Genomic DNA, 24,205 nt, shown 5'->3' with positions numbered 1-24,205 from the left:
TCAGCCAGCTTGCTGAGACTGGACGTCCCCTCTCCCGCATGCGAGAGAGCACACGGGGGTGACGGGCCATCGCGCTCAGTCGCCGCCGCGCCGGGCCAGCCTCGGGTCGAGCGCCGTGCGGAGCGCATCCCCCAGGAAGTTGAATGCCAGCACCGTCAGGAAGATCGCCACGCCGGGGAAGATCGCCACGGCAGGATTGATCTCCAGGTACTGGTAGCCCGTCCGCAGCTCAAGCCCCCAGGACGGCGTCGGCGCCTGCACGCCGACGCCCAGGAACGACAGCGACGCCTCGGTGATGATCGCCGTGCCGAGGCCCAGGCTCGCCTGCACGATCAGCGGCGCCGCGATGTTCGGCAGGATGTGATTCGTCAGGATGCGGACCGTCGGTGCGCCGAGCGCCCGCGCGGCCAGGACGTAGTCCAGCTCTCTGGCCGTGAGCGTCGAGGCCCGCGCCAGCCGTGCGAAGTACGGGATGCCGACGATGCCGATGGCGATCATCGACGGCACCAGCCCGCGCCCCAGCACCGACGTGATCGCCAGGGCCAGCATCAGGGCCGGGAACGTCCAGATCGATTCGGTGATCCGCATCAGGAAGGCGTCGAGCTTGCCCCCGACGAACCCGGCCGCCACGCCGATGCTGACGCCGAACGTCAGCCCCACGCCCACCGAGATCAGGCCGACGAACAGCGAGATGCGGGAGCCGTGCACCAGTCGGCTCCACATGTCGCGGCCCAGGTAGTCCGTCCCGAGCCAGTGGGCCATCGACGGCCCCTCGTTGGCCTCCGAGTACGACTGATCGGTGATCGGGTCGTACCGCTGGATGACGTTGGCGAAGATCGCGACGAGCAGGAATGCGCCGAGGATGCCCACCGCCAGCGGCGCGAGGCGCACCCGCAGGATCCGCCGCACCAGTTGGAGCGACGTGTTGCGCGCGGCCCGCTCCGCCACGGGGACCGGCTGTTGGAGGGTCGTTGTTGTCACAATCGTTCTCCTTCAGCCTAGCGATAGTGGATGCGTGGGTCGATGTAGGCGTAGGCGATGTCGGCCAGCAGGTTGGCGAGCAGCACCCCGACCGCCATCACGAGGCTGACCGCCTGCACCACCGGAAAGTCGCGGGTGGTGATCGAGTCCACGGCCCAGCGCCCGATGCCGGGAATCGAGAAGATGCTCTCGGTGATGACCGAGCCGCCGAACACCAGCCCGAGCTGCAGGCCAAGCACGGTGACCACCGGAATCAGCCCGTTCTTCAGCGCGTGCCCCAGCACGACAGCCTTCTGCCCCAGGCCCTTCGCACGCGCCGTCGTCATGTAGTCCTGGTGCAGCACCTCGATCAGCGACGAGCGTGTCTGCCGCATCAGCACCGCCGAGAGGCCCAGGCCCAGCGTGAATGCCGGCATCAGGAGACGGGTGAGGTTCTGGACCGGGTCTTCTGAGAACGGCACGAAGCCCGAAGGCGGCAGCCATTTCAGGTAGACGGCGAAGAAGTAGATCAGCAGGATGCCGAACCAGAAGTTCGGGATGGCGATCCCGCCGAACGCGATCAGGCTCGACGCGATGTCCCAGCCGGAGTTCGGCTTGAGGGCCGAGATCACGCCGGCCGGGATCGCGATGACGATCGCCAGCAGCAGCGACAGCCCGGCCAGTTGGAGGGTCACCGGCAGTCGCTCGCGCAGACCCTGCACGACCGGCTGCCGATCTCGTGTCGAGGTGCCAAGGTCGCCGCGCGCCGTCTTGCCGAGCCAGTCGAGGTACTGGATCGGCAAGGGGCGGTCGAGACCGAGCTCGGCGCGCTTCGCCTCGTAGACCGTGCGGTCGCTCGCCAGCTGATCGCCGAGGATCAGCAGGGCCGGATCGCCCGGCAGCAGGAAGATGATCGAGAAGGAGATGATCGTCGCGAGGACCATCACCGGGATCATCTGCAGCACGCGCTGAAGAATGTAGCTTGCCATGGGCGCCTCAGGACATCGACATCTGGGTGAAGTCCCAGCGGTTGGTGACCGGCTCCGCGAAGCCCGTCAGCTTCTTGTTGAAGACCCAGTTCCAGTTCTGCTGCCAGAGCCAGCCGTACCAGGCCGTGTCGAACGCCTTCTTCTCCAGGTCCAGGTACATCTGCTTGCGCTTGGCGTTGTCAAAGCTCGCGCCGGCGTCGTCGATGAGCTTGTCCCACTCCTTGTCCTCGACGTGGGCCACGTTGAAGCTGCCGGCCGAGTGGAAGTAGGAGCGCCACTGGCCGTCTGGATCGTCGGCGGTGACGGGGTTCCGCATCGAGGCCATGTCGAACTTGCCGCCCGGCTGGCCGGGCCGCTTCACCAGCTTGGCGGTCCAGGCGGCGCGCTCGAGCGTCTCCAGGGTGATCTTGAAGCCGACCGCCTCGCCCATCTGCTTGATCATCTCGGACTGGGCCTTGTCCACCGCGCGGTCGATGACGGTGAACGTGAACGCGACCTTGCCGTCTGCGCCGGCCAGCGACGTGTCGGCAGCGACGGCTTCCTTGACCAGCGCCTCGGCCTTGGCCTTGTCGAAGGTGTAGAACGGCACCTTCTCGGTCTCGTCGTAGCCGAGCGAGCCCTTCGGCAGCAGGTACTTGCGCGAGATCCCCGAGGCGAAGCCGAGCGTCTTCGCCATCGCCTCGCGGTCGAGGGCGTACAGCATCGCCTGCCGCAGCTTGACGTTGCGGAACGGGCTTTCGGGGTTGGTGGCGTCGAAGATGACCCGGTAGTTGTTGCCCGAGACCTGCGACTCGACCACGGTCAGGCTCGGCTCGCCCTTGAGGCCGCCGATGTCCTTGCCCTGGATCAGCTCGGTGAAGTGCGCGTTGCCGCTCTTCAGCTCCAGCAGCCGCACCGAGTCGTCGATGATCAGGCGGTAGGTCAGCTTGTCGATGTACGGCAGCGGCTGGCCGTCGGACCCCTTCCGCCAGTAGTCGGGGTTCTTCTCCAGGGTGACGTGGCTGCCAGACTGCCACTCGACGAAGCGGTACGGACCCGCGCCGACCGGCTTGCGGCCGTAGGCGTCCTTGCCGGCCGCGTTGTAGGCGGCCGGGCTGATCGGGGCCGCGCCCGGGCCGCTCAGGATGCTGGGAATCGACGGGTTCGGGCCAGTGAAGCGGATGCGGACCGTCGAGGCGTCCACGGCCTCGACGGCCTTTGACTCGAAGGTGAACGGCCCGTTCGGGTTCGCCTTGATCTTCTCGATCTCGGCGTTGTCCTCCTTCGACAGGTCGATGCCGCGCAGGTTCGAGCGCACGCCCGACGCTGGATGGAAGATCAGCCGGTCGAGGTTCCACTTGGCGGCCTTGGCGTCCCACGGCGTGCCGTCGTGGAACTTCGCGCCAGACTGGAGCTTGAGCGTCAGCACGTCCGGCTTGGCATCCCATTCGGCGATGAGGTCGGGCACTGCGCCCCAGACGCCCTGAGCATTGGGCGCCCAGTTCAGCCAGCCGCCGTAGATCATGTTGCTGCCGCCCGGCTCGGCGGTGTTGAACGGCGGGTCGAACGAGACCCAGTCGTTCTGCACCACGACGGTGGCGGTCCCGCCACGCTTGGCCGGCCCGGCTGGCGCAGCCTGGGCCGCTGGCTTCGCGGCCTCGGCCGGCTTGGCGGCTTCAGCGGGCTTGGCGGCTTCGGCCGGCTTCGCCGGGGCTGCCGCGGCCGTGGTGGCGGCGGGCTTGGCGGCCTCAGCCGGCTTGCTCTCGGCTGGCTTGGCCGGGGCTGGCGCGGCGCTCTGGCCGCAGGCCTGGAGCAGCGGCACGGTCGCCACCGTCGCGGCCCCGAGGCCGAGCATCTTCAGCAGTTGGCGTCGATCCATCAGTCTCCTCCCAACGTGGACGTCGGTGTCCTGAGCCTGGATGTCGCACGGTGCGCCCGGGGGGCGCGACCGGCGGCCGGCGTCGGCCGCTGATCTGGATTGTGTGGGTGTATCTTGCGTGAACGAGACCGAGTCTGCCCTGAGAATCTCAGGCTGCCGGCACCGTAGCTTGCAGTGTAGCCTCGGGTCAGGCGAACCAGTAGGCAGCGTATTCGTGACGGCCGGCCACGGTGTCCTGGACGCCTTGCAGCTTCTTGCTGTAGACGAAGTTCCAGTCCTGCGCCCAGGTCCAGCCGTACCAGGCGTCGTCGAACGCCTTCTGATCGATGGCCCGGTAGAGCTTGATCCGCTCGGCCTGGTCCATCGTGGTAGCCGCCGTGTCAATCATCTTGTCCCACTCCTTGTCTTCGAGGTGGGACACGTTGAAGCTGCCGGACGAATGGTAGAAGGTCCGCCACTGGTTGTCAGGATCGTCGCCCTTGACCGGGTTCCGCATCGACCCCATCTCGAACTTGCCGCCGGGCTGGCCCGGCCGCTTCACGAGCTTGGCGGTCCAGGCGGCGCGCTCCAGCACCTCGAGGGTGATGTTGAAGCCGACGGCATCCGCCATCTGCTTGATCATCTCGGACTGGGCCTTGTCCACGGCTCGCTCGATGACGGTGAAGGTGATGTTGATCTTGCCGCCGCTGGCGATGGCCGGATCCTTCGTCATCACGTCCTTGACGAGCTGCTGCGCCTTGGCCCTGTCGAACCAGTAGTGCGGCGTCTTCTCGTCCTGGTCGTAGGCGAACGAGCTCTTGGGCAGGAGGTACTTCACGCCAGAGCCCGACCCGAAGCCGAGCGTCTTCGCCATCGCCTCGCGGTCGAGGGCGTACAGCATCGCCTGCCGCAGCTCCTTGTGCTTGACGAACGGGCTTTCGGGGTTGGTCGAGTCGAAGATCAGGCGGTAGAAGTTGCCCGACGCCTGCGATTCGAGGATCGCCAACTGCGGGTCCGACTTGACCCCGCTGATGTCCTTCCCCTGGATCAGCTCGGTGAAGTTCGCCGAGCCGCTCTTGAGCTCCAGCAGGCGGGCCGAGTCGTCGATCACGAGCCGGTAGCGGACGCCGTCCAGGTACGGCAGCGGCTGACCGTCCGCGCCCTTCTTCCAGTACTGCGGATTCTTCTGCAGGATGATGTGGCTGCCGGACTTCCACTCCACGAACTTGAAGGGGCCGGCTCCCACGGGATTCCGCGCGAACGCCGCCTTGCCCTGCTTGTTGTAGCTGTCGGGACTGACGGGGTTCGTCCACTCGTTGGCCGAGCTGATGTTGGTGATGAAGGCCGGCGACGGCGAGCTGAGCGCGACCTTGATCGTCGAGTCGTCCACGATCTGGATCGCCTTGGACGAGAAGGTGAAGTGCTCCGGATCGGCCTTCAGCTTCTCAAGCTCGGCAGCGTCCTCCTTCGAGCGGTCGATGCTGCCCATGAACGGGCGCAGCCCGGAGGCCGGGTCAAACGCGGCGCGGTCGAGGTTCCACTTGGCGGCCTTGGCATCCCAGGGCGTGCCGTCGTGGAATGTGATGCCCTTCTGGAGCTTCAGCGTGACGGCATCGGGCTTCAGATCCCACTCAGCCACCATCTCCGGGACCGGCCCCCACTGGCCCTTGTCGTTCTTGTCCCAGAGGATCCAGTTGCCGCAGATCATGCCGGCCACACCCGAGCCAGAGGTCGAGTAAATAGCGTCCATGGTGGTCCAGTCGTTCTGAACCACGACCTCCAGGGTGCCTCCCCGCTTCGGCGCGCCGGCGGCGGCCGCCGGCGCCTGGGCGGCCGGCTTGGCTGCCTCGGCCGGCTTCGCGGCCTCGGCTGGTTTGGCGGGCGCCGCTGCTGCCGTCGTGGCGGCGGGCTTGGCCGCCTCCGCTGGCTTCGCGGCCTCGGCCGGCTTGCTCTCCGCTGGCTTCTGGGCAGGCGCACTCGGCGCGCACGCCTGCAAGAGCGGCAGACTCGCCGTCGTTACGAACCCAACACCGAGTGCCTTCAGGAGCTGTCGTCGATCCATCCTGCACCTCCCCACGTGTGACGTCTGGAGCGTCAGGGGGTGGCAGCGCACAGGCAGATTCGCGCCGAGCATCAACGGCCGTCACTGGCCGCCGTGAGAGCACCGCTCCGTGCCGCTGTCAGCCACACCTGGCTGCTGGCGCGCCGCCCCGACTCCACTGAGGTGGCGCGCTGATTCGCTTCCGTTCTTCTTCGATGGCCGGCGGAGGGTACCCCCGGCCGCGATCTCGACGCCAGTCTGCGCCGTCTCCTCCTCGTCAGCGCCGTGCCGCCCGCCGGCGGCGCCGCCTCTGCCCGACGATCTCCCCGCCGGGTGTACGGTGGCCTACGATGGACGCCGACCGCCCACGTCGACCACGATGTACTGCTGCTCGATGGACACCGGGAACGTCTCGGCCTTGTACGGCCCCTTCACCAATCCGGGCGGCGCAAGCGGATCGGTTTCTGCTTCGGTCGGCCCGTCCTCGCCAGGAACCGCCGCCACCAGCGTCTCGCCGGACTCGACGGACACATCGTAGCGCCGGACGCGCACCTTTGACGGCTCGCACCAGGACTGCCCGGTCCGCAGGTCGAACTCCCAGCCGTGCCACGGGCAGCGAATGACCTCGCCGGGCCGCGACAATTGGTACTCGCCGGGCAGCGGCGCGACGAGGAACCCGGTCTGCCTGCCGCTGCACAACGGTCCGCCCTGGTGCGGGCAGCGATTGAGCACGGCGAAGTACTCGCCGTTGACGTTGAAGACGCCGATCTCTCGGCCGTTGACCAGGATGACCTTGCGGCTCCCTGGCGGAATGTCGTCCACCGTGCCGACCACGAAGCGCGTGCCGTCATCGACGCCGAGCGCGACGTTGCTGACCTGGGATGCCGCCAGCTTCCTGGCCAGAGACGCGCCAACGGACGGATCGCCGTAGCCGGCCGGATCCGCGATGGACTCCTGCACGGGCTGCTCGGTCGTGTCGGCCACGCTCAGCCCCTCACGCGCGGCAGGAGCCGCTCGCCGTAGAAATCGAGCGCGTTCTGGAAGAACAGCTTCTGCTCGAACTCCTCGGGCAGCTTCGTCTTCGGCAGCGCCTGGTCCGGCGCGTCGAAGTCCCAGTGGGGGTAGTCCGTCGCGAAGATCAGCCGGTCTGCGAGCGTGCCGTGCCGCAGCAGCTGCGTAAACTGGTGCGGCTTGAACGGCTCCTCCATCGGCTGGGTCGAAAGCCAGATGTGGTCTCGGATGTACTCCGAGGGCAGCTTCTTCAGGTGCGGCACCTCTTCGTGGAGCCGCTTGTAGGCGGCGTCCATGCGCCACATCAGCGTCGGCAGCCACGCGAACCCGCCCTCGATCAGGCAGACGCGGAGGGTGGGGAACTGCTCGAACACGCCCTCGAAGATCAGGCTGGTGAGCTGCCCCTGGAAGCTCTGAGCCATCCCCGTGTGATCCTCGATGTAGTACGAAGGCCAGCCGGTGCCGGTCAGCGGGTTGCCGCCCTGGCCGCCAAAATGGATGCCGATGGGCAGGTTGTGCCGGACAGCAGCCTCGTAGATCGGCCAGTAGCGGCGGCGGCCCAGCGGCTCCGCCCCACGGATCACCAGCAGGATCTGGACGAAGTTCGGATCGTCGCCCAGCCGGTCGATCTCGGCCGCCGCGAGGTCGCCCTCCTCCTGCGGCACGCAGATCGAGGCCTTGATACGCGGCTCGGGATCGGTCCACTCGCCGATCTGCCACTCGTTGATGGCGCGCGCCAGGGCGGCGGTGTAGTGCGGATGCCGCTGCACGGCGCTGTGAAAGAGCGGGTTGTTGATGGCGATGTCGATGCCCCACTCGTCCAGCAACTGCTCGCGCAGGAAGGGCAGATTCGACCCTGGCGGCCCGCCCGCTGGCGGCCACGAGTCCACCCGGGCCGCGTTCGGGCTTTCCTTCGGGTAGTTGGTGCCGCTGTACGACCACCGTCCGAGCATCTCATGGTGACGGTGCCACCGCTTTGGCAGGTACTTCAGCAGCTCCTTCTCCGAGGCGAAGGTGGTGTGGATGTCGCCGTCGACCAGAGTCGGCCTGACGGGCTGCTCGGACTGAGGGCGTCGCAGCGTCGCGGTCACACGGTCCTCCGGGGGTCTCAGGCGAATTTGTAGAAGGAGCGGGCGTTGCCGCGCAGGATCTTGTCGGTCAGGGCCGGCGGGAGGTCGAGCGGGAACGCCTCGGCTGGCGAGTCGTACTGCCAGTGCGGCCAGTCCGTGGAGAAGAGCAGCAGATCATCTGAGCCAAGCTGATCGAGCGTCTCCAGCAGGAACTCGGACTCGGGCGGCGCATCGACGGGTTGGAGCGTGAATCGGACGTGTTCGAGGATGTACTCGGAGGGGGCGCGCCTGACCCACGGCACCTCGCGGCGCAGGCCCTTCCACTCCTTGTCGAGCCGCCAGAGCATGGCCGGCAGCCAGGTCCAGCCGCTCTCGACGCAGACCACCCGCAGCGTGGGGAAGCGGTCGAAGATGCCCTCGGAGACGAGGCTCATCAGGTGGGACTGAAAGACGCTCGCCATCCCCACCCACTCTTCGACGTAGTGGGTCGGCCAGCCAGCGGAGGTCGGCGGCACGCCCGGCGAGCCGCCGAACTGGATGCTGACGACGAGATCGTGCTCCAGCGCTGCCTCGAAGACGGGCAGGTAGCGGCGGTTGCCGTACGGGCGCTCGGCGCGGGCCGGCAGCGCCACCTGGACGAAGCCCGGGTGGCCGCCCACGCGGCGGATCTCGGCAGCGGCCATGTCAGGGTGCTGGATCGGCACGACGATCGAGCCGCGCAGGCGTGAGTCCCGCTCCAGCCAGTGCTCGATCTGCCAATCGTTGGCGGCGCGCGAGAACGCCTCCGCGCCAAACGGATTGTGGATGCCGTCCACCCCGTAGGAGCAGCTCAAAATGCCGATCTCGACGTTCCACGGATCGAGCACCTGCTCGCGGACCTGCTCGACCGTCGTGCCGGGCCGTCCGCCGCCTTTCGGCCGGCTGCCCGGGCGGATCGAGGTCGGCAGGCCCGGCGGATACGCATCGTCGGTCGGACCTTTGAAGCCGGTCTGCTCGACGGCGTCGCGCCAGAACTCGGGGAGGTACGGCATGAGCGCCTGCGTGCTCGGCGCCTGATTGTGGAGGTCACAATCGATGATGGGCAGGCCAGCCGCGCCCGGAATCATCACGCGATGTTGCGCGTCAACACCCACAGAACTCAACGACACCCTCTCCCCTGTGTGTTTTGTTCTTGTTCTTGTTCTTGTTCTGTTCTTGCCTTACGATACCTGTAGTCTGTGACAGTGTCAAGGCGAAACGTTTGATCCTGCCGCCTGTGGAGGCGCGGGTTCGGGGGCGAGGCGGAGCGTGCGGGCGCGTCCAACCATGCGCGACATTGCGAAGGCGGCTGGCGTGCCTGTCTCGGCAGTGCCGCTGGTGCTGGCCGACAAGCCCGGCGTCTCGGCCGACCGTCGAGCACGCGTGCGGCAGGCGATTGAGGATCTCGGGTACGCCCGGCCGCTCGGGCCGGGCCGACAGACCCGGCGGCATCGGCTCGGGCTGGTGATCGAGGGACGCGGCATCCCGATCTTCACCGACTACTACTACGGCGAGATTCTGGCCGGCATCCAGGCCGAGGCCAAGGCGCTCAGGCTGGCGGTCTGGCTGCACGCCTTCGAGCCGGAGACCGAGACCATCGACGACGTGGCGCGGGCCGCCCGTGACGAGGTGGACGGCTTCGTCGTGGTGAGCGGCGGCGACATGACCGACGAGCGGATCTCCCTCCTGGAGCGGACCGGCCTGCCGACTGTGCTGGTGGACAACTACATCATCGGGCACGACGTCCACGCCGTTGTCGCGGACAACTACGGGGCCGGGTACGTCGCCACCCGGCATCTGCTCGACCTGGGGCATCGGCGCATCGGGATGATCGCCGGCTCGCGGGCCTATCGAAAGTTCGTCCACCGGCAGAGCGGCTATGCCGACGCGCTGGCCGAGGCCGGCATCGGGCCGGACCTGAGCCTGATGCCGCCAGCGCATCTCTCCGAAGGGCGGGCCGGCGAGCCACGGGCTGGCGAGATCGAGATGGCCGGGTTCCTGGCCCTGCCGCCGGACCGTCGCCCGACGGCGCTGGTGGCGGCCAACGACCGGCTGGCCGCTCGCGCCCTGCTGGTGGCGCACCGGGCAGGAGTTCGCGTGCCGTCCGAGCTGTCCGTGGTCGGCATCGGCGACGTGGACGAGGCGACCTCGACGATCCCGCCGCTGACGACGGTCAGCATCCCGCGCCGCGAGATGGGCGTGCTGGGCGTGCGCCGGCTGGTCGAGCTGCTGCGGGGAACGGCCCCGACGCCCCAGAAGACGGTGCTCCACACGCGGCTGATGCAGCGCGAGTCGTCGGGGCCGGCGCCAGAGTAACCTCACCCCCCGACCCCCAGCGCCACCGTTTGACAGGCGAGCCTGCCGGGGGTCACCATCAGACGAGCGCTCGCTCCCGGGCGGGCGCCAGCTCCCAACTGGCTGGAGCCTCAACGATGCGACTCGTCACCTTCCAGGATGCCGCCGGCGTCCGCATTGGCGCGGTCATCGGCGACGATCAGGTTCTCGATCTGGCGGCAGCCGCCGATGTGCCGTCCGACATGCTCGCGTTCATCGACGCCGGCGCGAGCGCGCTGGAGCGTGCCCAGAAGGCCGTGTCGGCGGCCGACAAGGGCAAGCTGCTGGCGCTCTCCAGCGTCAAGCTGCTCGCGCCGATCCCGCGCCCGCGAAAGAACGTCTTCGCGCTGGGCCTCAACTACGCCGACCACGTGGCCGAGGGCGCTCGCACACGGGGCGAGGCCGTCAAGTTGCCGGAGTTCCCCGTCTACTTCACCAAGGCGGTCACGGCGGTCATCGGGCCGTCCGACCCGATCCCGTTCGACGGCCGGCTGTCGCCGCAGTGGGACTGGGAGGCCGAGCTTGCCCTGGTGATCGGCAAGACCGGCCGCGACATCAGCAAGGCCGACGCGCTGAGCCACGTCTTCGGGTACACCTGCCTGAACGACGTGTCCGTGCGGGACGTTCAGCGGCGGCACGGCGGCCAGTTCTTCAAGGGCAAGAGCACCGACGGCACCTGCCCCATCGGGCCGTGGATCGTGACGGCCGACGAGATCCCGAATCCCGGCGTGCTGAAGATTCAGTCGCGGGTCAACGGCGTCGTCAAGCAGGACTCGAACACGAAGCACATGATCTTCGACGTGCCGACCACCATCGAGTCGCTGTCGGCGGGGCTGACGCTCGAAGCCGGCGACATCGTGGCCACGGGCACGCCGGACGGCGTCGGCATGGCCCGCACGCCACCCGAGTGGCTGGCCCCTGGCGATGTCGTCGAGATCGAGGTTGAGGGCGTCGGCGTCCTCAAGAACGCGGTCGTGGATCGCTGGGCCTGAGCCAGGGCATGACGTCGGGGAGCGGCGGCTCGGACGACACCACGCCGCTCCCACGGCTGCGCGCGGCCGTTGACGCCGCGCGCGTCCCGCCCCAGCACGGCGACGACCTCGTCTGCCTCTACGACCGCGACGATCCGGCCGGCGCGCAGGTGGTCATGTCGCAGGGCGGCCTGCTGCTGGCGAGCCTGCTGGACGGACGGCGCTCGGCGTCGGCGGTGCAGGCCGTGTTCGCGTTGCGGACCGGCCAGACGCTCCCGTCCGAGGATCTGACCGCGTTCGTCGACCGATTGGATCAGGCCCTCTTGCTGGAAAGCACCCGCTATCAGCTACACCACCGTCGCATCGCCGAAGCGTTCCGAAGAGGCCCCACCCGGCCGGCCGTGCATGCTGGCGGCGCGTACCCCGGGCATCCCGACGATCTCCGCGACTTTCTCGGGCGACAGTACGTCCGGGAAGGCGGGCCGGGCGGCCATCCTGGCCCGGTCACGAAAGGGCCAAGACGCGGACTGTTGGTCCCGCACATCGATCTGCATCGCGGGGGGCACTCGTACGCCTGGGCCTACCGCGAGCTTGCCGAGTCCGTGCCAGCCGACTTGTACGTCTTGCTGGGCACCTGCCACATGCCGATGCGGCGGCCCTTCGCGGCGACACGCCTGCCCTACGACACGCCGTTCGGGCCGGTCACGGCCGACCGCGCCGCGTTGGATCGGCTGGCGGCCATCGCGCCGTTCGACATCTACGAGGACGAGCTGTCCCACCGCCGCGAGCACGCGCTGGAGTTTCAGGCCGTCTACCTCAAGTACCTGGAGCACACCGGCGCGGGCGCGCCGGCCGAGGTCGTGTCGATCCTCTGCGTGCCGCCGAGCAAGCTGCCAGATGGCGGCGTTCCAGGTGACGACCCGGCTACCGATGAGTTCCTGCAGGCGCTCCAGGGCGTGTTGCAGGTTGATGGTCGGCGCGTCTGCTTCGTGGCCGGAGCCGACTTCGCGCATGTTGGGCCGCAGTTCGGCGATCCGTCGCCCGTGGACGCGCGCTTCGCCGACCATGTCCGCGCCGGCGACCTGGCGATGCTCGACCTGATCGCGGCCGGCGACGCGGACGGCTTCTACCGCCAGGTGGTCCAGGAGCCGGCCGGCCCCGGCATGGCGAACGAGAGCGCCGCCGTGGGCGGGCCGCGCCGCATCTGCGGCCTCGCGCCAACCTACGCCATGCTGCGGCTTGTCGAGCGCGACAACGGCCAGATCCTGCACTATGACCAGTGGATCGACGAGGGCGGGGCTGGCTCCGTCACGTTCGGATCCGTCATCTTCGATTGAGGTCGGCCGGGCGCCTGTCCGGCCGCGAGAGAGCAGCATGGCGTCCCGACGTTCCCAGCCCGAGCCGCTCACCGACGACGAGCGCGCGATCCTCGAAGAGCAGACCCAGCGCAACCTCGACGGCATGGAGCTGGAGGCGGCCGGGCGGATGGATCTGGCCATCGAGCTGTACGAGCAGAACGTCGAGGAGGGTTTCGCGGGCGACTGGCCGTACAGCCGGCTGGTGACCGTCTACGAGCGCCAGGGCGACTACGCCGAGGCCGAGCGGGTACTACGCCGAGCCATCGACGTGACGAAGGCTGACCGCCGCCGTCCTGCGGCCGACCGACGCTCGGTGGTCGAAGGCTTGCAGGGACGGCTGCGTGTGCTGAAGAAGGCCGCGCAGGCGGCGAAAAAGGCTGGAGACGCGCGTAGGGGACACGCCTCCGTGCCGCTGCCGATGGTGGACGGTCGTTGATCGGCGGCCCGAAGCATGGACCCTGGGGTCGAAACAACCTGACAGACGTGAGCGGCGGTCGTGTCTGGTGACGGACCGTCAAGATGGAGGACAGCGATGTTTGTGGCGATCAACAAGCTGACCGTGCCGGCCGAGTACGGCGGCCGGCTGGAGCAAGGGTTCACCCACAACGCCAGCGGCATGGCGGGCGTGGCCGGCTTCGTGTCGTTCGACCTGCTGCGCGTGGAGGGTGGTGGCGAGTACCTCGTCGTCACCAAGTGGCAGGACAAGGCGTCGTTCGAGGCGTGGCGCGATGGCGACGCGTTCAGCAAGGCGCACAGCAACGTCAACCCCAACAGTCCGGTCAAGTCGGAGCTTGGCAGCTACGACGTGGTGATCAGCCGACCGTAGCGGACGGGCGTTCTGGCAGATGCCAGAGCGCCCTGCCCTCGCGGCGTGCTGTTCGAGGAGGATTCCGTGCCCGAGCCGTTCCCGATCGTCTCGGTAGCTGAGATGCGCGCCCTCGAGGCGGCGGCTGTCGAGGCCGGCACGCCGGAGCGGGTGCTCCAGGAGCGGGCGGGCCTCGCCGTAGCCGACGCCGTCGAGGCCGAGCTTGTGGCAGCAGGCCGAGACGCCGCGCGCCGGCCACGGATCGTCGTGCTGGTCGGGGCCGGCAACAACGGTCGCGACGCCGTCGTGGCTGGCCGGCGGCTGGCAGCACGCGGCGGCCGGGTGTCGCTCTGGTGGGGCTCGCGCTGCCCACTCTCGCAGGCCGAGCGGATCGATCTCGCTGCTGAGGGGCTGCGTTTCGCCCGCTTCGACGAGGAGGGGTTTGCACCGCACCTCGCGACGGAGGTCGAGGCGAGCGATGTCGTCATCGACGGTCTGCTCGGCGTGGGCAGTCGCGGCCCGATGCGTCCGGAGCTGGCGCGGGTCGCTGGCGTCGCCAACGCGGCGCGCGGTCGGACCGAAGGGCGGCGGGCCGTGGCCGTCGACGTGCCGAGCGGCATCGACGCCGACGACGGCTCGACGCCCGGGACCGTGGTCCGGGCCGACCTCACGGTGACGTTCGGGGCCGTCAAGACGGGGTTGCTGCGATTCCCGGCGGCCGGGCACGCTGGACGGATCATTCCTGCTCGAATCGGCCTGCCATCCACGGTCGTGAGCGCCCACAGCCTGCGGGCGCTCGACGTACCGAGCGTGCGTGGCCTTGCGCCCGCCCGAGCGGCCGACGCCCACAAGTACCGGGTGGGGCGCGTCCTGGTCATCGCGGGGTCCGATCAGTATGTTGGGGCGGCCTGTCTGGCGTCGGAGGCGGCGGCGCGGGCCGGGGCGGGCCTCGTCGGGCTGGCATCGACCGAGGCCGTCAAGCGGGTGCTCGCCACGCGGCTCCCCGAGGCGACGTACCCGCTGACGCTCGCGGACCTTGCCCACCGCACGGATGCCGAGGCAGCGGCCGTCGTCGAGGTGCTGGCGGACCAGGAGGCGCTGGCGATCGGGCCAGGCATCGGGCGGGCGCCGGCCACGGCAGCGTTTCTCCGAGCCGTGTTGACCGGGAACGCGGCCCAGCCAGCGCCGACGCCCTGTGTCATCGATGCGGACGCGCTCTCGCTGCTGGCCCAGTGGCCGGACTGGTGGCAGCAGATCGGCCGCGAGCATGTCCTGACACCGCACGCCGGCGAGATGGCACGGCTGCTCGACGGCACGCCGCAGCTCGACCGGGTGGATGGCGAGGCTACCTGGGAGACGGCTCGTCGGGCGGCGCAGCATTGGGGCCAGATCGTGGTGCTCAAGGGGCCGTTCACGACGGTCGCCCTGCCAGACGGCTCGGCCTGGGTCTGGCCGCACGCCAATGCTGCCCTGGCGACGGCCGGCACCGGCGATGTGCTGGCCGGCCTCACCGCGAGTCTGCTCGCACAGGGGTTGACGCCGTCAGCGGCGGCGCGGCTGGGCGTGGTGGTGCATGCGCTCGCCGCTCGCCGCGCCGCCGACCGCCTGGGCACGCGCACCCTGCTGGCGTCGGACCTGCCAGCCGCGCTGCCGGCCGTGCTGGCGGACCTCGAAAGCCCTCGGCCATTCGTCTGAGGCAACGCACCGGCGGGGCATGCAGACGGGTTGGGGGCTATCCCAACAAGCGCAGCATTGGAGCGCGAGGGCCTGTGCCCGCCTGGTCCCCATTGCCCCGGGCGGGGACAGGCCCTCACGCTCCAGACCCGAGAACCTGAGACGGGCTTGCAGGGCCGGCCCTGGGTTTTGACAGCGCCGCCCTAAAGCCGTATACAGGATCATGCGCGGGCTGCCCGGGGGCGTGCCTGTGGAGGGGCTGATGAAGGTCCGGTTCTGGGGGACGCGCGGGTCCATTCCGTCGCCCGGTCCCCGCACGATTCGGTATGGTGGGAACTGCTCCTGTGTCGAGGTTCGGACGCCGTCTGGCGAGCTGTTCATCGTGGACGCAGGCACCGGTATCCGCGAGCTCGGGCTGGCGCTCATGTCCGAGCAGCCGGTCACTGCCCACATCTTGCTCAGCCACACCCACTGGGACCACATCTCGGGCTTCCCGTTCTTTCCGCCCGCCTTCGCCCCTGGCAATACCCTGACGATCTACGCGGCCCGCAACATCGATAAGCGGCTCGAAGACGTGATGGCCGGACAGATGGAGTACACCTACTTCCCCGTCACGCTGTCGGATCTGCCATCGGTCATCAGCTATCGAGAGCTGTTGGAAGAGACGTTCACCGTCGGCTCGGCGACGATCGCCACGCACTACCTGAATCACACCTCGATCTGCATGGGCTACCGGATCGAGGAGGGCGGCAAGAGCGTAGCCTACGTCAGCGACCACGAGCCGTACGGGCTGGCTCTCTTCGGGGCCGATCCGCCCGCCGACAGGATCGGGCGCGGGCTGCGGGATGGCGTCGTGCACGTCGGAGACCGCCGGTTGATCGAGTGGGTCAAGGGTGCGGACCTCATCATTCAGGATACCCAGTACACGCCTGACGAGTACCCGAGGAAGATCGGGTGGGGGCACGGCAGCGCTGACTACGTCACCGACGTGGCGATCATGGCGGGAGCGAAGCGGCTCGCGCTCTATCACCACGACCCGCTGCACGACGACGACACGGTAGACCGCATCGTGGACTACTGTCGTGCGCGAGTGGCCGAGGCCGGGGCTGCACTCGAAGTCTTCGCGGCCGCCGAGGGCCAGGAGCTGCACCTGTAGTCGTGCCGGCGGCCTGCGGCCGCTGGCTCCTGGCACGGCCCGTGCGTTAGGTGAGCCAACTGGCAGGTGCGCGTTGGGGGTGCACCGCGCCCCGCCCTATGAGGAGGCTCCGCGACTATGCTTCCCGAGACCGAGCATCGGCCCCGTCTACTGATCGCTGACGACGACCCCACCCTTGCCGAGACGATGCGCGAGGTGCTGGAAGAGGATTTTGCCGTCGAGGTGACGTCGGATGGCTCCGAGGCGCTGGCGCGCGCTCAGCAGGACCGTCCTGACGTCCTGGTCATCGATGCCCAGATGCCTCGGATGGACGGACTGCGCGCCTGCCGCGCCCTGCGCCGCGATCCGCGCACCGCCGACCTGCCGATCATCATGGTGACGGGCTGCACCGGCCCCGAGTTCGTACGCGAGGCGTTCGCGGCGGGCGTGACTGACTACCTGCCCAAGCCGTTCAGTATCTCGCAACTGCGGGCGCGCGCGACGACGTGGCTTCTGCGCCAGCGGGCCAGCTAGCCCTCAGCGATCTCCGCTGCCCTCGTCGATCCTACATCGGACCCACTGCCTCCCTGCCCGCCGCCGAGTACCATGCGGGCTGACCCCTGGAACCGAGTTGCCGTTCCCGGCGTCACCCTCTGCATCTCGAACGGCCGCTCGTTCGCGAGCACCCGCGTGGAGGTCCGATGTGAACGTCCGATGGTTTGTCGCGTCGCTCGCCGCCCTCATCGTCCTGTTCGCCGTCAGCCCGGGACCGACAGCCGCGTGCGGCGGCTTCTTCTGCACCACCGTTCCCGTCGATCAGGCAGCCGAGCGCATCATCTTCACGATGGACGAAGGGTCGATCTCGACCTATGTCCAGATCAACTACGTCGGCGCGGCTGAGGATTTCGCCTGGGTGCTGCCGGTGCCAGCCGTGCCGAAGGTGGACACGGCGGAGATGGCGATGTTCCGCGATCTGGACCGCCTGACCCAACCGGTCTACATCGGGCCACGGCCGCCAGCCTGCCTCCAGCGCCCGATGCCGTCGATGGCTGCGCCGGCCGGCCGCGCAGCCGAGGGTGGCACGACGGTGCTGGCGAGTGGTGAGGTCGGACCGTTCGGCTACCACGTCGTCACCTCGCCGGACCCGGACGACCTTGTCAAGTGGCTGCGCGAGAACGGCTACCGCATCACCGACGAGATGGTCCCGCTGGTCAAGGCGTACACCGACGAGGGGCTGGTGTTCCTGGCCATGAAGCTGAAGCAGGGCCAGAACGCGACGGACATCGTCCCCGTCAAGCTGACCTATGAATCGTCACTGCCGATGATCCCGCTGCGCCTGACCGCCGTCGCCGCGACACCCGACATGCCGGTGATCGTCTGGGTGTTCGCGAAGGATCAGGTGCAGTCGATCAACTACACGCCGATCACCATCGCCGATTCGGAAGTCAAGTTCAGCCCGTTCGGCGGCAACGACTACCGACAGACCGTCGTACGGGCCGTCGATCAGGCCGGCGGGCGCGCGTTCGTCACCGAGCTGGCCCAGCCGACAGGCCAGGTGCGTCCGCCCAGCGATCCGGCCGTGCAGCTACTGTTCCAACAGCACCCGTATCTGACGCGGCTGTACACCCGCATCTCGCCCGACGAGATGACCATCGACCCGGTCTTTGACCTTGCGCCGGGCCAGCCGACCGTCTCCAACGTCCACGATCTGTCTGGCAAGCCGGCCCCCTGGAGCTGTTCGGACGATCCGTTCACGTTCAAGCCGGTGGCCGACGCCGGGCCGCCGCCGTGGATGATGGCCGGTGGCCGCTACCTCCAGCGCTTCAACCAGGGCGGCGCGCCGAAGGGCTGGGCGATGTTCACCATCCTGGCGCTGACGGTGCTCGCCGTCTGGCGGCCGAGCGCCCTGGCGCGGCCGGCGCGGGCGTTCGGCGTGCTGATCGAGCGCGGCAGGGGCGCGGCCCGAAAGGGTGTCGTGGCTGCTGGCGCAGCACGGCCCAGCCGGCCGGCCGGTTGGCGGCGCGCGTGGTGGTCGCCCGCCGCCCTGCGCCTGCGGCCCGACACGGTGGCCCTGCTTTTCCTGGAGATGCTGCTGCTCCAGGGCTTCCACGAGATCGAGCACATCGTGCAGGTATTCCAGCGGACTGTGCTGGGGATCGGGAGTGGGGCCGGCGTGCTTGGCTCCGTCTTCGACGTGGAGCCTGTCCACCTGATCTACAACCTCGGGTTCCTGGCGCTGCTGGGCGCCGTCTATCAGGGCTGCCGTCAGAATCGGGCGGCGATCCCGCGCAATGCCGCCACGGTGATGTCGCTGCTGACGGTGTCGTTCTTCTTCCAGGGCTTCCACACCGTCGAGCACGTCGTGAAGATGGTGCAGTTCATCCAGACCGGGATGAACGGGACGCCCGGGATCTTCGGCTACTGGATCCCGGTGGTGTTCCTGCACCTGGGCTACAACACGGCGCTCTACGTGCCGGTGGTCATCGCGTTCTTCGTGGGCGGTTTCCACACGGCGTCCGGTCGCATCCTCGTCGAGCTGCTGCGCGGCGGTCGGGAGGCATCGCGGCCTCGGATGGCGTAAGCGAGCTGTCAGCCATCAGTGGTCAGCCGTCAGCATAGCAAGGTGGCCTGTGCCGCCATGCGTCTGATCGCTGATCGCTGATGGCTCACGGCTTCCTTCCCTTGACGCCGAGGGGCCGAGCGCGCAAGCATCACCATCGCGGAGGACGATGATGAAGTTCGCAGCAAACCTCTCCATGCTCTACACCGAGGTCGATGTGCTGGACCGCTTCGCCAAGGCAGCGGAGGCCGGCTTCACCCACGTCGAGATGCTCTTCCCCTTCCACTACGATCTCGACGCCATCGAGCGAGAGCTGAAGAAGCACAACCTGACGATGATCCTTTTCGACACCGATGCCGGGAACTTTGCCGGCGGAGATCGCGGCTACCTGTGCGATCCGTCGATGAAGGAGCGGTTCCACGAGAGCGTCAAGGAGGCGCTGGCCATCGCGCCGCGCCTGGGCACGACCCTCCTCAACGCCCTCGCCGGTAAGGTGCCGGCCGGCGTGAGCCTCGAGGAGGCGCGCGCCACCTGCGTCGAGAACCTGAAGCGGGCCGCGCCGCTCTGCGAGGCGGCCGGCGTGGTGCTGATGTCGGAAGGGCTGAACTCGGTCCAGACGCCGGGCTACTTCCTGGACAACTCGATGCTCGGGTTCGGCATCGTGGACGAGGTCGACAGTCCGGCCGTCAAGTTCCAGTACGACATCTATCACATGCAGATCATGGAGGGGAACCTGATCGATACGATCAAGAGCAACCTCTCGAAGATCGCACACATCCAGATCGCGGACGTCCCGGGCCGGCACGAGCCGGGCACCGGCGAGATCAACTACCCGAACGTCCTGAAGGCCATCGACGAGAGCGGCTACCAGGGCTACGTCGCGCTGGAGTACGCGCCATCTGGCGACACACAGGCCGGCCTCGACGCCTGGCTACCGAAGGAGCAGCGAGCCGTCCGCTAGCCGCTCCGTTGGTCGGCTGTGCCTCGACGGTGGCTGTGCCGCTCGCGCCCCTTTGCGGCGCGAGCGGGTTCGTTTGGCTGTCCCCGCGCAGCCTGCCGGCGGACGGCTCCGAAGCAGCAGAGTCGTCGCGAGCAGGGCGGAAGCCTCGAGCAGGGAGCATGTCTCGAGCAGGGAAGAAGCCTCGAGCAGGGAAGAAGCCTCGAGCAGGGAGCAAGTCTCGAGCAGGGAGCAAGTCTCGAGTAGAGCGGAAGCCTCGAGCAGGGAGCATGTCTCGAGTAGAGCGGAAGCCTCGAGCAGGGCGGACGTCTTGTGCGAAGCGTGCAAGATTCAATGTCATCCTGAGCGAAGCGAGCCTGCGAGCGCAGCCGAAGGATCTCACCGTGCAGTGCGTCGCACCGGTGTGTGAGATCCTTCACTTCCCTCGCAAGCTCGGTGCGTTCAGGCTGACATGATTGTTCGTGCCCGGCACACTACCTGACGCCATCGACGTGCCGGCGACGAACCGGCCTTCTTGACAACCCCGACGGAGGAAGCGCACGTGCAGGTGCGGTCGCTGCGACCAGACGAGATCGCGGCGGCCGCCGCGATGCTGGCGCGTGCGTTCGTCGGCCGGCCGTTCACCCGGCTCCTGGGCGACGACGAGCCGAGCCGCCTCGCAGCGTCGAGGTGCACGTTCAGCGGGATGCTGCGCTACGGACTCCGCTACGGCGAGTGTCTGGTGGCCGAGAACGCTCGGGCCACGCTCCTGGGCGCGGCGATCTGGTGGGCGCCGGAGCACGTCGAGCCAACCGCCGAGCAGCTTGCTGAGTGCGGTCTCGCTGAGGCGCAGGCCGTGGTTGGGCCAGTCGCCTGGGCGCGCATCGACGCCTACGACGCCGTCGCATCGCAGCTCCACCGTGCGGCCGTCTCCGGGCCGCACTGGTACCTGTGCGCGGTCGGGACCGCGCCCGAGGCCCAGGGGCAGGGCGTCGGCAGCGCGCTGCTCGCGTCGATGTACGAGCGGCTCGACCGAGAAGGGCTGCCGGCCTACCTGGACACGAACGTCTCGGAGAACGTGGCATTCTACGGGCGGCGCGGCTTCGTGCTGACGGGCGCGGCGGTCGACCCTGCTAGCGGCATCCTGGTACGCGGGATGCGCCGCGATCCGTCGCCTCCGGGGACAAGCTCACGCCCCGACCGACTTCCTCCAGACCGCGCTACCGGACCGGGAACGCCGGCGCCACGAACTTGACCAGGGCGGCGTAGTCCAGCAGGCCGAGCGTCAGGGCCAGCATCAGCGGCAGGCCGTCCGGCAGCCAGCGTCGAGCGCGCTCAGGCAACAGCAGGACTGCCAGCGCGCCCACCGATGCCGCCGCGATCAGGGCGTTGTCGCTCCACAGCTCGCTGGCTCGCAGCGCGCCATGAGCCTCGCCCAGCGCCCAGGCGATGGCTCCGGCCAGGACGGCCGTCGTGAGCAGTCGCACCGGGAGCGGACTGACGGCGCGGTCGGCCAGCGCGGTCCAGCCGCTCGACAGAAAGAGCGCCAGCGGAACCAGCGCCGGAAACAGGTAGCGGCCCTGCGGCTGGATGAACGTCAGGTTGTAATAGGCGACCTCGCCGAAGACCAGCAGCGCCGCCCCGATCAGCAGCCCCTTGTGGCGGACGCCGAGCGCCGTTCGGGCCAGCCAGCCGATCTCTACCCCCGCGATGCCGAGCACCGTCAGCACGAGATAGAGGATGTAGAAGCCGTCGTCCAGCACGACGCCCATCCAGCCGAACATGCCCCAGAAGCTGCGGAAGAGGATCCGGAAGAAGAAGTCAAGGGACTCCAGGTCGTAGCTCGTCCAGCGTGGCTGCCCGACGACGATCTGGTCGTGGCGGGCCATGGCGAGCGGGTCGAGCGGACCGTAGACCAGCATGTTCCGCACGACCCACCAGCCGGCCACCAGCAGGGAGACAGCCACGGCGATGGCCGGCCAGCGCAGCGTCCGCAGCCACGAGATGGCGGCAGGCCGAGCCGTGCCTGCAGCATCGCCGGGGGACGATGTGCGCCCGGCCAGGAGCAGCGTTCCCAGGATCAGCGGCACGTACACGTAGACGGTCAGCTTGGTCAGCACCAGCGCCCCGATCAGGACGCCAATCCCCACGGCCCACCGGTCTGAGAAGCCCCGCCGCCGGCCGATCATCAGCGCGGCCAGCGCCACGGCTGCCAGGGCGCTCGCCAGGGCATCGTTGTTGACGGCCGCCGAGATCGCGGTGTTCATCGGGATGAAGGCGACGGTGGCGGCCGTCAGGACGGCGAGCGCCGGCCGTGTTGGGGCAGCCTCGCGCGCCACGACGAACGCCGCCACGACCGTCACCGCCGCGATCAGGATCGAAAAGAGCCTGAGTGCCAGGATCTGGCGGTTGATCGGCTGGCCGGCCGTCAACCAGTGCACGGGTGCGGCCAGCAGGTAGTAGAGCGGCGGCTGGTGTCCCTCGTAGCGAATCCCGTCGACATCGTAGTCGTTCGGGAACCAGTGCGTCGTCAGGCGTGACAGCAGCTCGCTGTCCCAGTCGCCCTGCTGGAGGACGGGCAGTTGCCCGGTCCGGGCGATCTGCCGCACGACGTTGACGTGGGCCGGCTCGTCCGGGTTGTTCCAGCGTGGCGTGCCGCGCGCATACCCGACCGCGATATATCCGTACGCAAGCAAGATCGGGACGAGCAGCAGCCACGCCGCCCGTGCGCCGAGGCGGGCGCTCCGGGTCACGCCTCGGCGAGCTTGCTCGTGTCGATCTTGACGAACAAGGGACTCGGCGCGGGCAGCGCCTGACCGACCGGTAACAGCTCCCACTGCCAGCCGTGCGCCTCCAGCGTGTCCTCGTGCCCGAGCAGCCCGTGAAGCTTCGCCGAGGTGAACGGCAGGAACGGCGCGAACAACACTTTGAGGGCGTTGATCAGGTGCAGCAGCGACCCGACCGTCTGCCCCGCCGCGTCCTTGTCCACCTTGACGACCTTCCAGGGCGCCTGCTCGTCGAAGTAGCGGTTCCCGACGCGGGCCAGCGCCATCACGTCGCCGATGGTCTCCTTGAAGCGAGCACTCTCAAGCTTCGCTGTGACCGCCTCAAAGGTCGCCTCGATCTCGGCCTTGAGGCCGGGGTCAATCGTGCCATCGCCGGGCACCTTGCCCTCGAAGTACCGCTGCGTGAAGGTCAGCGTCCGATGGACGAGGTTGCCCCAGGTCGCCACCAGCTCGTCGTTGTTGCGCCGGATCAGCTCGTCCGAAGAGAAGTCCGTGTCGCTGTTCTCCGGAGCGTTCGCCGTCAGGTAGTAGCGGATCGGGTCCGGATCGAACGCCTGCAGCAATGCCGGAACGGTCGTGCCGATGCCGGCGCTCTTGGACGCCTTCTGCCCGCCGAAGTTCATGTACTCGTTGGCGGGCACGTCGTAGGGCAGGATCGTGTCGCCGCGAGCGATCAGGATGGCCGGCCAGATCACCGTGTGGAACGGGATGTTGTCCTTGCCGATGAAGTAGTACTGGCGGGTGGACTCGTCCTTCCACCACGGCTTCCAGGCGTCCACGTCGCCCTTCAGGCGTGCCCACTCGACGCTGGCCGAGAGGTAGCCCGTGACGGCCTCGATCCAGACGTAGATGCGCTTCTCCTCGTAGCCCGGGAACGGCACCGGCACGCCCCAGGACATATCGCGGGTGATAGCGCGGGCCTGGAGGCCGCCTTCGAGGAAGTTGCGGGTGAAGCGGTAGACGTTCGGCCGCCAGTGGGTCATCTTCGAGGCCCAGGCCAGCAGCGGCTCGTTCACCTTCGGCAGGTCGATGTAGTAGTGGGTGGTCGAGCGGCGAATCGGGGCCGTCCCGCTGAAGCGGCTGCGCGGATCGATCAGGTCCGTCGGGTCGAGCAGCTTGCCGCAGTTGTCGCACTGGTCGCCGCGCGCCTTCTCGTAGCCGCAGTTCGGGCAGGTGCCCTCAACGTAGCGGTCGGGCAGGAAGCGGGCGGCCTTCTCGTCGTAGAACGCCTCGGTGGTCTCCTGGAACAGGTAGCCCCGCTCGTCGAGCAGCAGCAGCTCGTCCTGCGAGACCTCGCGATGCGTGTCGGTGCCGGTCCGCGTGTACAGGTCGTAGCTGATGCCGAGGTCGCGCCAGTACCCGAGGAACTCCTCGTGGAAGCGGTCGGCGATCTCCTTCGGCGTCACGCCGTCCTGCTCGGCGCGCACGGTGATCGGCGTGCCGTGCTCGTCGCTGCCGGACACCATCAGCACCCGGTTGCCGCGCAGGCGCTGGAAGCGAGCAAAGGTATCGGCAGGCACGTAGACGCCGGCCAGGTGGCCGACGTGCAGCGACCCGTTGACGTAGGGCCAGGCAGTGCAGACGAGAATCGTGTCCGGCATGCTGGAGAGTATATCGTCTGACGCAGGCTGACTCGAAAACGGGAGGCGGCTGAGGCGCAGGGTCTGCTCAGACGATCCGGGAGGCCGAATCGCTCGCGCGGACCCGGGAACAGGCCGG

The 24,205-nt window shown here is 68.5% G+C and carries 20 protein-coding genes; 11 read left to right on the top strand and 9 right to left on the bottom strand.

All coding sequences use genetic code 11. From position 1 onward, the window contains the following. Positions 1 to 75 precede the first annotated feature (75 nt). The 7 genes from IT306_29845 to IT306_29815 form a co-directional block, all read right to left on the bottom strand. Positions 76 to 981, bottom strand: coding sequence for an ABC transporter permease (locus IT306_29845; GenBank protein ID MCC7372653.1), 906 nt, complete (start codon positions 979 to 981; stop codon positions 76 to 78). Between the two features lie 17 nt (positions 982 to 998). Then, positions 999 to 1,949: an ABC transporter permease gene (locus tag IT306_29840; protein ID MCC7372652.1), complete on the bottom strand. Its 951-nt coding sequence runs from the start codon at positions 1,947 to 1,949 to the stop codon at positions 999 to 1,001. A 7-nt stretch (positions 1,950 to 1,956) separates the two neighbouring features. Then, the gene (locus IT306_29835) at positions 1,957 to 3,807 is read right to left on the bottom strand and encodes an ABC transporter substrate-binding protein (protein MCC7372651.1); all 1,851 of its coding nucleotides are present in this window, start codon (positions 3,805 to 3,807) and stop codon (positions 1,957 to 1,959) included. 187 nt (positions 3,808 to 3,994) lie between these two features. Further along, positions 3,995 to 5,848 (bottom strand): ABC transporter substrate-binding protein, encoded by a 1,854-nt coding sequence (locus IT306_29830; GenBank protein ID MCC7372650.1) that lies wholly within the window; start codon positions 5,846 to 5,848, stop codon positions 3,995 to 3,997. A 324-nt stretch (positions 5,849 to 6,172) separates the two neighbouring features. Continuing rightward, positions 6,173 to 6,718, bottom strand: a complete 546-nt coding sequence (locus IT306_29825) for a Rieske (2Fe-2S) protein (GenBank protein MCC7372649.1) — start codon at positions 6,716 to 6,718, stop codon at positions 6,173 to 6,175. Positions 6,719 to 6,813: 95 nt separating this feature from the next. Further along, positions 6,814 to 7,791 (bottom strand): amidohydrolase, encoded by a 978-nt coding sequence (locus IT306_29820; GenBank protein ID MCC7372648.1) that lies wholly within the window; start codon positions 7,789 to 7,791, stop codon positions 6,814 to 6,816. 155 nt (positions 7,792 to 7,946) lie between these two features. Beyond that, positions 7,947 to 9,014 (bottom strand): amidohydrolase, encoded by a 1,068-nt coding sequence (locus IT306_29815; protein MCC7372647.1) that lies wholly within the window; start codon positions 9,012 to 9,014, stop codon positions 7,947 to 7,949. A gap of 199 nt (positions 9,015 to 9,213) precedes the next feature. Here IT306_29815 and IT306_29810 point away from each other — a divergent pair, with 199 nt between their 5' ends. The 11 genes from IT306_29810 to IT306_29760 all read left to right on the top strand — a co-directional run bounded on the left by IT306_29810 (position 9,214) and on the right by IT306_29760 (position 20,955). Next, a complete protein-coding gene (locus tag IT306_29810; protein ID MCC7372646.1) occupies positions 9,214 to 10,242 on the top strand; it encodes a LacI family DNA-binding transcriptional regulator in 1,029 nt (342 codons plus the stop codon). A gap of 116 nt (positions 10,243 to 10,358) precedes the next feature. Further along, a complete protein-coding gene (locus tag IT306_29805) occupies positions 10,359 to 11,252 on the top strand; it encodes a fumarylacetoacetate hydrolase family protein (GenBank protein ID MCC7372645.1) in 894 nt (297 codons plus the stop codon). 8 nt (positions 11,253 to 11,260) lie between these two features. Then, the gene (gene amrB / locus IT306_29800; protein MCC7372644.1) at positions 11,261 to 12,568 is read left to right on the top strand and encodes an AmmeMemoRadiSam system protein B; all 1,308 of its coding nucleotides are present in this window, start codon (positions 11,261 to 11,263) and stop codon (positions 12,566 to 12,568) included. Between the two features lie 37 nt (positions 12,569 to 12,605). After that, the gene (locus IT306_29795; protein MCC7372643.1) at positions 12,606 to 13,025 is read left to right on the top strand and encodes a tetratricopeptide repeat protein; all 420 of its coding nucleotides are present in this window, start codon (positions 12,606 to 12,608) and stop codon (positions 13,023 to 13,025) included. 96 nt (positions 13,026 to 13,121) lie between these two features. Then, positions 13,122 to 13,415 carry an antibiotic biosynthesis monooxygenase gene (locus IT306_29790; protein ID MCC7372642.1) on the top strand — a complete coding sequence of 98 codons (294 nt, stop codon included), beginning with the start codon at positions 13,122 to 13,124 and terminating at the stop codon, positions 13,413 to 13,415. Positions 13,416 to 13,481: 66 nt separating this feature from the next. Further along, positions 13,482 to 15,089, top strand: a complete 1,608-nt coding sequence (locus IT306_29785) for an NAD(P)H-hydrate dehydratase (GenBank protein ID MCC7372641.1) — start codon at positions 13,482 to 13,484, stop codon at positions 15,087 to 15,089. Between the two features lie 241 nt (positions 15,090 to 15,330). Further along, positions 15,331 to 16,224: an MBL fold metallo-hydrolase gene (locus IT306_29780; GenBank protein MCC7372640.1), complete on the top strand. Its 894-nt coding sequence runs from the start codon at positions 15,331 to 15,333 to the stop codon at positions 16,222 to 16,224. Between the two features lie 117 nt (positions 16,225 to 16,341). After that, the gene (locus IT306_29775) at positions 16,342 to 16,737 is read left to right on the top strand and encodes a response regulator (protein MCC7372639.1); all 396 of its coding nucleotides are present in this window, start codon (positions 16,342 to 16,344) and stop codon (positions 16,735 to 16,737) included. 169 nt (positions 16,738 to 16,906) lie between these two features. Continuing rightward, positions 16,907 to 18,784, top strand: a complete 1,878-nt coding sequence (locus IT306_29770) for a DUF2330 domain-containing protein (protein ID MCC7372638.1) — start codon at positions 16,907 to 16,909, stop codon at positions 18,782 to 18,784. Positions 18,785 to 18,932: 148 nt separating this feature from the next. Then, positions 18,933 to 19,724: a TIM barrel protein gene (locus IT306_29765; GenBank protein MCC7372637.1), complete on the top strand. Its 792-nt coding sequence runs from the start codon at positions 18,933 to 18,935 to the stop codon at positions 19,722 to 19,724. 538 nt (positions 19,725 to 20,262) lie between these two features. Beyond that, on the top strand, positions 20,263 to 20,955 hold the full coding sequence (locus tag IT306_29760) for a GNAT family N-acetyltransferase (protein ID MCC7372636.1): 693 nt from the start codon (positions 20,263 to 20,265) through the stop codon (positions 20,953 to 20,955). Here the strand turns inward: IT306_29760 and IT306_29755 are convergent. Next, complete coding sequence (locus tag IT306_29755) at positions 20,921 to 22,453, bottom strand: glycosyltransferase family 39 protein (protein ID MCC7372635.1); 1,533 nt, start codon at positions 22,451 to 22,453, stop codon at positions 20,921 to 20,923. The genes IT306_29760 and IT306_29755 overlap by 35 nt on opposite strands. Continuing rightward, positions 22,450 to 24,087, bottom strand: coding sequence for a methionine--tRNA ligase (gene metG / locus IT306_29750; GenBank protein MCC7372634.1), 1,638 nt, complete (start codon positions 24,085 to 24,087; stop codon positions 22,450 to 22,452). The genes IT306_29755 and metG overlap by 4 nt, the downstream gene beginning before the upstream one ends. Positions 24,088 to 24,205: the final 118 nt, after the last annotated feature.

Source organism: Chloroflexota bacterium, from assembly GCA_020850535.1.
In the GTDB taxonomy this organism is placed as follows: Bacteria; Chloroflexota; UBA6077; order UBA6077; family JACCZL01; genus JADZEM01.
This window is presented reverse-complemented; position numbering and strand designations above follow the sequence as displayed.

Excerpts from the sequence above, each read along its gene's own strand:
- amrB (MCC7372644.1), top strand. The coding sequence starts at position 11,261 with ATGACGTCGGGGAGCGGCGGCTCGGACGACACCACGCCGCTCCCACGG.
- IT306_29820 (MCC7372648.1), bottom strand. The coding sequence starts at position 7,791 with ATGCTCGGACGGTGGTCGTACAGCGGCACCAACTACCCGAAGGAAAGC.
- IT306_29780 (MCC7372640.1), top strand. The coding sequence starts at position 15,331 with ATGAAGGTCCGGTTCTGGGGGACGCGCGGGTCCATTCCGTCGCCCGGT.
- IT306_29810 (MCC7372646.1), top strand. The coding sequence starts at position 9,214 with ATGCGCGACATTGCGAAGGCGGCTGGCGTGCCTGTCTCGGCAGTGCCG.
- IT306_29790 (MCC7372642.1), top strand. The coding sequence starts at position 13,122 with ATGTTTGTGGCGATCAACAAGCTGACCGTGCCGGCCGAGTACGGCGGC.
- IT306_29840 (MCC7372652.1), bottom strand. The coding sequence starts at position 1,949 with ATGGCAAGCTACATTCTTCAGCGCGTGCTGCAGATGATCCCGGTGATG.
- IT306_29835 (MCC7372651.1), bottom strand. The coding sequence starts at position 3,807 with ATGGATCGACGCCAACTGCTGAAGATGCTCGGCCTCGGGGCCGCGACG.
- metG (MCC7372634.1), bottom strand. The coding sequence starts at position 24,087 with ATGCCGGACACGATTCTCGTCTGCACTGCCTGGCCCTACGTCAACGGG.
- IT306_29830 (MCC7372650.1), bottom strand. The coding sequence starts at position 5,848 with ATGGATCGACGACAGCTCCTGAAGGCACTCGGTGTTGGGTTCGTAACG.
- IT306_29815 (MCC7372647.1), bottom strand. The coding sequence starts at position 9,014 with ATGATTCCGGGCGCGGCTGGCCTGCCCATCATCGATTGTGACCTCCAC.
- IT306_29805 (MCC7372645.1), top strand. The coding sequence starts at position 10,359 with ATGCGACTCGTCACCTTCCAGGATGCCGCCGGCGTCCGCATTGGCGCG.
- IT306_29765 (MCC7372637.1), top strand. The coding sequence starts at position 18,933 with ATGATGAAGTTCGCAGCAAACCTCTCCATGCTCTACACCGAGGTCGAT.
- IT306_29795 (MCC7372643.1), top strand. The coding sequence starts at position 12,606 with ATGGCGTCCCGACGTTCCCAGCCCGAGCCGCTCACCGACGACGAGCGC.
- IT306_29775 (MCC7372639.1), top strand. The coding sequence starts at position 16,342 with ATGCTTCCCGAGACCGAGCATCGGCCCCGTCTACTGATCGCTGACGAC.